Source organism: Microcystis sp. M113S1 (assembly GCF_020246945.1).
Classification (GTDB): Bacteria; Cyanobacteriota; Cyanobacteriia; order Cyanobacteriales; family Microcystaceae; genus Microcystis.
Genome location: NZ_JADBSA010000268.1, coordinates 1 through 6,879, shown reverse-complemented (window position 1 = coordinate 6,879; position 6,879 = coordinate 1). Strand labels below are relative to the sequence as shown.

Here is a 6,879-nt window from a genome sequence, read left to right as displayed (position 1 = left end):
TTTTTCCCTCAAAAAGTGCCGACCCTTGGAGTGATTGGGGGGAAAATTCAGGGACTTTTTCCCTGAAAATTAGGTAATTGACCACCTGAAAATGGGTAAAACCCCACACCCCACACCCAACCCCCAACCCCCAACCCCCACCGAAAAACTTTTTCAGCAGACCCTAAGTAGTCGTGCAAAATTAATTTCCTAGTCGAGACTTCGAGACTCCGAGACAGCTATCAGGGATCGGATTTGATACCAAATCCATTTTTAATAGCATCATTAACTCCCAATCGAACTTTAAAAACTCGGTTATGGATTGTTTCTCCCCGCTCCCCGCAACGCCGAAAACACCCCTGAAAAACTCAATTTTTGCATCCCACTCTTAAAAACAACATTATTAAGAGTGGGATGCTCCCAGCTTATCTTTGCCCAAATAGCAAGGAATTTAAAACCCCAGCTAAATATTCATACTGCTCGATCGAATTATAGTAGTGAGCAGAAATCCTAACAATTAATGATGCTTCTCCCCAAGGAATTATCGGCACTTCAATCTGATATTCTTCCCACAGTTGTCTAGATAAATCTTCTGCTGCCCAAGCATAACTAGGAATTAGAATTGAAGACATCGATCCGATCATCGATTCTGGACAGGGATAATTGACCTCTAAGGCACAACAAAGCAAATTTCTGGCTTTTAAAACCAAATTACGATTCCTCGCCATCAGACCCAGTAAACCATCAATAGAGAGAGAATTTAAAAACTCGATCGCTTTTGGCACTGATAAATAAGCACTGGGATCATCGGTTCCCATCCAAGCAAATTCTAACTGAAAACGGGAGCGATCTTGTCGAGGAGAATTCGCTCCATGGCTAATAGTTAAAGGTCGAATTATTGCCTGTTTATCCCCGCGCACATAGAGAAAAGCAGCCCCCTTGGGACTACATAACCACTTATGACAATTAGCAGTATAATAGGTGGGATTAATTGCCCCGATATTAAGGGGTAAAAAACCTAAAGCATGAGCGCCATCGATGAGAGTATCAATACCCCGATTATTTAATTCTTGCACAATTTCTGCGATTGGCCAAATTAAGGCCGTGGGACTGGTGACATGATCTAAAACTACTAATTTTGTCCGGGGAGAAACTGATGCTAAAATTGCTTGACTAATTTCTAAAGGAGACTGCACGGGAAAGGGAATTTTAGCGATAATTACCTTTAAACCCCATCTTTTAGCTATATGTTTAACTGCATTAGCACAAGCATTATAGGTCTGATCGGTGATCAGAATTTCCTCATTTTCCTGAAAAGTTAAGGAATTTAATACCGCATTCACTGCTGTGGTTGCATTGGGAACAAAGACTAAATCATCGCTATTGACGCTGACTAAATCCGCTAATTTTTGCCTGGCAATATCTAATAAACCCTCTAATTCTCTCCCCAAAAATGCTAAAGGCTGCCTTTCCATTCGTTCCCGCAATTGTTGCTGATAATCCAAGACTATTCTAGGGGTTGCACCATAGGAACCATGGTTGAGAAAATAAATATTGTCGGGAATTAACCAAGAATTTTTAGACATATTGAATTAATTTCAAATTATTCAAAACTAGAAAAAATAGCTGAAAAATTGCCTATTATATTCAGCTTCTGACTAGCTAGTATATTTATGACATAACCACCCATGGGTTGAAAACGATGAATAATTTCAGTGACAAAAGTTTCTCCATCTCTGAGAGGATGATTTTCTGATGCAAAGATAGCTTCATCTATTTTTTGCCGAATATCTTCTCTCCATTCTGCATCAGTTATTTGTTCGTATTCATCTTCGGGAGATTGATATTTTCCCGTTTTCACTTTCTCTTGGATTAGATGCTCTTGTTGTGGGGTAAGATGTAGGTTCATAGGTATTATGGCCATCTACTGGGTATCGACAAAAAAAGCTCTCCCAGAAAGAGGAGAGAGGAGAGAACGAGTTAGAAAAAATTATTAATGTAACCATCCTTTCAGACGACGAGCAACTTGAGGACGACGTAATTTTCGCATCGCTTTACTTTGAATTTGACGTACTCGTTCGCGAGATAAATTGAACATTCCCCCCACTTCCTCTAGGGTGTAGGGTTGACTGGTAGCTAAACCATAACGGAGGGAGATAACATCTTTTTCCCGTTCCGTGAGAACATCACTTAAAACTGCGAAAATTTCCTGACGCATCATCATCTCATTCATTTTATCTTCGGGAAGTTGTAGATCATTATCTTCCAACAGATCCACTAATTCCGTATCTTCTCCTTTCCCTACACGATGATTTAAAGAGAGAGATTGACGACGCAATTGTAATAATTGCCGCAATTGTTCAGGAGTCATTTCTAACGCTTCTGCGAGTTCCCGTTCATTGGGATTGCGCTGTAAATCTTGCTTGAGAATGCGCTGCGCTTTTTTGAGTTTATTGAGTTTTTCGACAATGTGAATCGGTAAACGAATCGTGCGCGCATCGTTAGCAATGGTGCGGGTGATTGCTTGTCGAATCCACCAATAAGCATAGGTAGAGAATTTATAACCTTTATTGGGATCGAATTTTTCGGCCGCACGGTTGAGTCCGATCGCACCTTCTTGAATTAAATCTAAGAAAGGAACTCCGCGATTTAAATAGCGTTTAGCGATAGAAACCACCAAGCGCAAATTAGAACGAATCATTTTCCGTTTAGCTGCTCTTCCCCGATAAAGACGGTTTTCCAGTTGACGTTCATTATCTAATTGTAAAGCACTTGCCCATTCCGTTTTCGTCGGGGGACGATGTAAATTTTCTTGCAGTTTTTGGCGCACTTCTTCCGCTTCCATGAGAAACTTAACCGAGTGGGCTAATTCAATTTCTTCTTCCGCATTAAGCAGGGGATAACGGGCCATTTCTTTAAAAAATGCCCCAACAGTATCTTCATTGTTACCTTGAGCGTATCCTGTTCCACTACCCCCACGAGTGGTTTTTAGGGTTTCCGGTAAAGGTTCAGTCAGATCTTCGTCAGTTCTTTCAGCAAAATCCACGCTGTCTAGTTCTAAAGGACTTGTCTCCAGGGCAATGATTTGATTAAAATTATCATCAGAGGCTAGTTTAGAGATTTTCATAAGCAGTTATGGATGGAGTGGGATTATAATAGCGGGGAAAAACTCGGTTTCTCCCAATGGGCTGATTGTTACATTGAATTTTCGGGGAGCAGATTTTTTAAACGTTTTCTTAATTAATGGCGGCCATTTCTGGGATATAATTGTGGTATTCTGTGTCGATGGTTACAAATCGCCGAACCAGACAATAAGATTTTCTGGTGAATGGGAGGAACTTTTTGTGTTTCTACTCATACACTCTAACTAAGGTTTTCGGTATTTGACTAGGTAAAGATCACGCTTCTTAACAATCAAGATAGCAGTCAGCTTTTTATTACTATTCTTCGCTTTTCCTATTGAGAACTATTCTCAACTTTCCCCTAACTATGCTTTCATTAAATAGCTAATAGCCAATAATTATCATTTGGGGAGACTGCAAGAGCTAAAAATGCAAATTTGTGAGCAAAAAAGCAATATTTAAACTGTTTTTAGAGAAAATTAGCTAGTTTTATTCCCCTCAAGCTTTAAACTATAATTTAAATACCCCTAACCCCCAACCCCCAACCCCTAACACCCAACCCCTCACCCCTAACACCCAACCCCCAACCCCCAACCCCCAACCCCCAACCCCTAACCCCCAACCCCCAACCCCCAACCCCCAACCCCTAACCCCTAACCCCCAACCCCCAACCCCTCACTGATCACTGATAACCATGCTCGATCGCCATGCTACCCTAACTGTAGCGGAACCTCGCACACCCTACCAATTAACCACCACCCCGCAACTGTGGTTAGAGGTTTTGGTCGATCGTCCTTATCCTAGAGATAGTCAAGAGGATGAGCAAATATTAACCTATAGTATCCCCCCGTATTTAACGGTAGAAATCGGCGATATTTTAAGCGTTCCCTTTGGTTCTCAGGTAATTGGGGGAATTGCCCTCAGATTTATCGAAAATTTGCCCCCAGGACTAGAAGAAAATCAAATTCGTCCCGTGGAAGATGTGATTACTAAGGGTTTTTTTCCTGATAATTATTGGCAGTTATTGACGAAAATCGCCCAATACTACGCTACCGATTTAATCACCGTTGTTCGCGTCGCTTTACCCAAGGGTTTACTGCGAAGTTCCCAACGTCGCATCAGATTAAAACCCGATGCGATTCCCCCCGGTGCGGAAGTTTTTTGTACTCCCCTCTCCCGTCAGATTTTATCCCTGCTCAAAAATCAAAAAGAAGGCGATTATTCGGCGAAATACCTGCAAGAAAAACTAAAAAATGCTAATTACGGTATTCGAGACTTAGTTAAGCGCGGTTGGGTGGAAAGTTATCTAGAAGCACCCAAAAGTACCAATATTAAACAAAAAAAAGCCATTACCCTGCTAATAACCGACTTTCCTGCTGATTTAACCGAAAATCAGCGCAAAATTGTCGAAATTCTCCGTCATCAGGGAGGAGAAATGTGGCTGCCGGAATTGGTACAACTTGCGGGGACAAAACATTTTAAACCGCTCATTGACAAGGGTTATGTGGTGATTGAGGATCGGGAATTTCTGCGCTTATCCTCGGCGATTATGAGCAGGGATCAACCAAAAACCCTCACTTCTAGCCAAAAACAGGCAATAGAAACCATTCAAAACCTGAAAGGTGGTGAAAGCGTCCTCTTACACGGAGTGACGGGATCGGGTAAAACAGAAGTCTATCTACAGGCGATCGCACCTATCTTAGCAGCGGGTAAATCTGCCTTGGTTTTAGTCCCCGAAATTGGATTAACACCGCAACTAACCGATCGCTTTGTGGCCCGTTTTGGCGATCGAGTCTATGTTTATCATAGCGCCCTCTCGGAAGGAGAAAGATACGATACATGGCGACAGATGTTAACAGGAACCCCGCAAGTCATTATCGGGACGAGATCGGCGATTTTTGCCCCTTTACCCCACCTAGGCATGATTATCCTCGATGAAGAACACGATAGCAGCTTTAAACAAACCCAATTACTTCCCACCTATCACGCGCGTACCGTGGCTAAATGGCGCGCTCAATTAAACCATTGTCCCGTAATTTTAGGCTCGGCCACGCCATCTTTAGAAACATGGCTAGAATCTCAAGATAATCCCTGTCTTTACCTATCTTTGCCCGATCGCATCCAAAATCGCCCCTTACCGCGGGTGGAAATCGTCGATATGCGACGGGAATTGCAACGAGGCAATCGTTCCCTATTTAGTCAATCCCTGCGTTCATCTCTGGAAACCCTGCGCGACAAGGGAGAACAGGGAATTTTATTCGTCAGTCGTCGGGGACATAGTACTTTTGTATCTTGCCGAAGTTGCGGTTATGTGCTGGAGTGTCCCCACTGTGATGTCTCCCTCTCCTACCACCACACCGAACCGGGAGCGCAAGAATTACTCCGCTGTCACTACTGCAACTATGGTCGCATTCATCCGAAACAATGTCCTGAATGCGGTTCTCCCTATCTGAAATTTTTCGGTACTGGCACTCAGCGCGTCACCCAAGAATTAACCAAAGAATTTCCTGATTTGCGTTGCTTGCGTTTTGATAGTGATACCACCCGCAATAAAAATGCTCCCCGGGAACTATTAAAACAATTTACTGATGGGGAATTCGATGTCCTAGTCGGAACCCAAATGCTCACCAAAGGATTAGATATCGATCGAGTTACCCTAGTGGGAGTAATGGCAGCCGATGGCTTACTTTATCACTCCGATTATCGCGCCTCCGAACGCGCTTTTCAAACCCTCACTCAAGTAGCAGGGAGAGCAGGAAGGGGAGAAAGAGAAGGAAAGGTCATTATCCAAACCTATACCCCCGAACATCCCGTGATTAGAGCAGTGCAAACCCACGATTATGAGGGTTTTGTCGAGACGGAATTAATGCACAGAGAGAGTTTAAATTATCCTCCCTACGGTAGTTTGGTATTAATTCGTTTTAGTGGTTTAGATGGGGAAGCGGTGCAGAAAAGTGCCGAAAATGTAGCGGAGGAATGTGTTAATAATTTCGGTTCCGATTGGGATATTTTGGGACCTGCACCCGCGACAATTATGCGCGTGGCTAACCGTTATCGCTGGCAAATTCTGTTAAAATCATCGGGAGACAAGGCTGATATTGGTGGTCTTTTTCGTCCTCTGAAAAGCTTAGTTTTACCCAAGGTAAGTATGGCGATCGATGTGGATCCGTTAACTATAGAATAATCAAGGATGGATGATGCGCTCGCAACGCGCTCGCTACGCGAGATCGCTATTGCTCACGAATGCAACCAGTTATCTAAATCTGTCAAGGTGTCAAAGTCTAATAAAGCGAGTCCTAAGTCTTCTAATCGCTCCACAGGAAGGCTGCGGATGATTTCTTCTAGATTCTGGGGTATTTCCCCGAAACGTCGCTGAAGAAGGCGAATGAGTAAATACGCTTCTCCCTGTTGTCTTCCTTGTTGAATACCTTGTTGTACCCCTTGCTGTAGTCCTCTTGTAAGTCCCTCTTGAATCGCTTGTTCTCTATCCTGTTGGTAAAGTGGAGCTAAACGCATAATAAACTGCCTATCCTCCTGTGTTTTTTTCGATAACGCTTCTAGATTTCTACTCAAATTATACAATAAGTTTAAAGAAGCCGATTTTAGAGGAGCATTCGGCGATAATCTCTCTAATTCGTCAATGGCTCTCTCTCTTGTTCCTCCTCTACCTAATAATCTTAACCATAATGTCTCTGAGGTTTCGGGTAATTGATGAATGACGACAATAGCTGTACCTAACCCTTGCGGGAGAAAATAAACCCCCTCTCCCCAATTGGGT

At 43.0% G+C, this 6,879-nt stretch carries 5 protein-coding genes; 1 reads left to right on the top strand and 4 read right to left on the bottom strand.

Annotation, left to right across the window (positions count from 1 at the left end; genetic code table 11):
- Window positions 1–404 precede the first annotated feature (404 nt).
- The 3 genes from IM319_RS13535 to IM319_RS13525 all read right to left on the bottom strand — a co-directional run bounded on the left by IM319_RS13535 (window position 405) and on the right by IM319_RS13525 (window position 3,106).
- Complete coding sequence (locus tag IM319_RS13535) at window positions 405–1,565, bottom strand: aminotransferase class V-fold PLP-dependent enzyme (protein ID WP_287735925.1); 1,161 nt, start codon at window positions 1,563–1,565, stop codon at window positions 405–407.
- A gap of 17 nt (window positions 1,566–1,582) precedes the next feature.
- A complete protein-coding gene (locus tag IM319_RS13530) occupies window positions 1,583–1,888 on the bottom strand; it encodes a ribbon-helix-helix domain-containing protein (RefSeq protein WP_287686007.1) in 306 nt (101 codons plus the stop codon).
- Between the two features lie 84 nt (window positions 1,889–1,972).
- Window positions 1,973–3,106 carry an RNA polymerase sigma factor, RpoD/SigA family gene (locus tag IM319_RS13525; protein WP_287686006.1) on the bottom strand — a complete coding sequence of 378 codons (1,134 nt, stop codon included), beginning with the start codon at window positions 3,104–3,106 and terminating at the stop codon, window positions 1,973–1,975.
- A gap of 689 nt (window positions 3,107–3,795) precedes the next feature.
- On the opposite strand from IM319_RS13525, the gene priA reads away from it, so the two are divergent.
- Complete coding sequence (gene priA, locus IM319_RS13520; RefSeq protein WP_287735924.1) at window positions 3,796–6,285, top strand: primosomal protein N'; 2,490 nt, start codon at window positions 3,796–3,798, stop codon at window positions 6,283–6,285.
- A gap of 53 nt (window positions 6,286–6,338) precedes the next feature.
- On the opposite strand, the gene IM319_RS13515 is transcribed toward priA, so the two are convergent.
- Window positions 6,339–6,879: DUF4351 domain-containing protein (locus IM319_RS13515; protein WP_287735923.1), on the bottom strand; the 541-nt coding region annotated here is incomplete at its 5' end.

Excerpts from the sequence above, each read along its gene's own strand:
- priA (WP_287735924.1), top strand. The coding sequence starts at position 3,796 with ATGCTCGATCGCCATGCTACCCTAACTGTAGCGGAACCTCGCACACCC.
- IM319_RS13530 (WP_287686007.1), bottom strand. The coding sequence starts at position 1,888 with ATGAACCTACATCTTACCCCACAACAAGAGCATCTAATCCAAGAGAAA.
- IM319_RS13525 (WP_287686006.1), bottom strand. The coding sequence starts at position 3,106 with ATGAAAATCTCTAAACTAGCCTCTGATGATAATTTTAATCAAATCATT.
- IM319_RS13535 (WP_287735925.1), bottom strand. The coding sequence starts at position 1,565 with ATGTCTAAAAATTCTTGGTTAATTCCCGACAATATTTATTTTCTCAAC.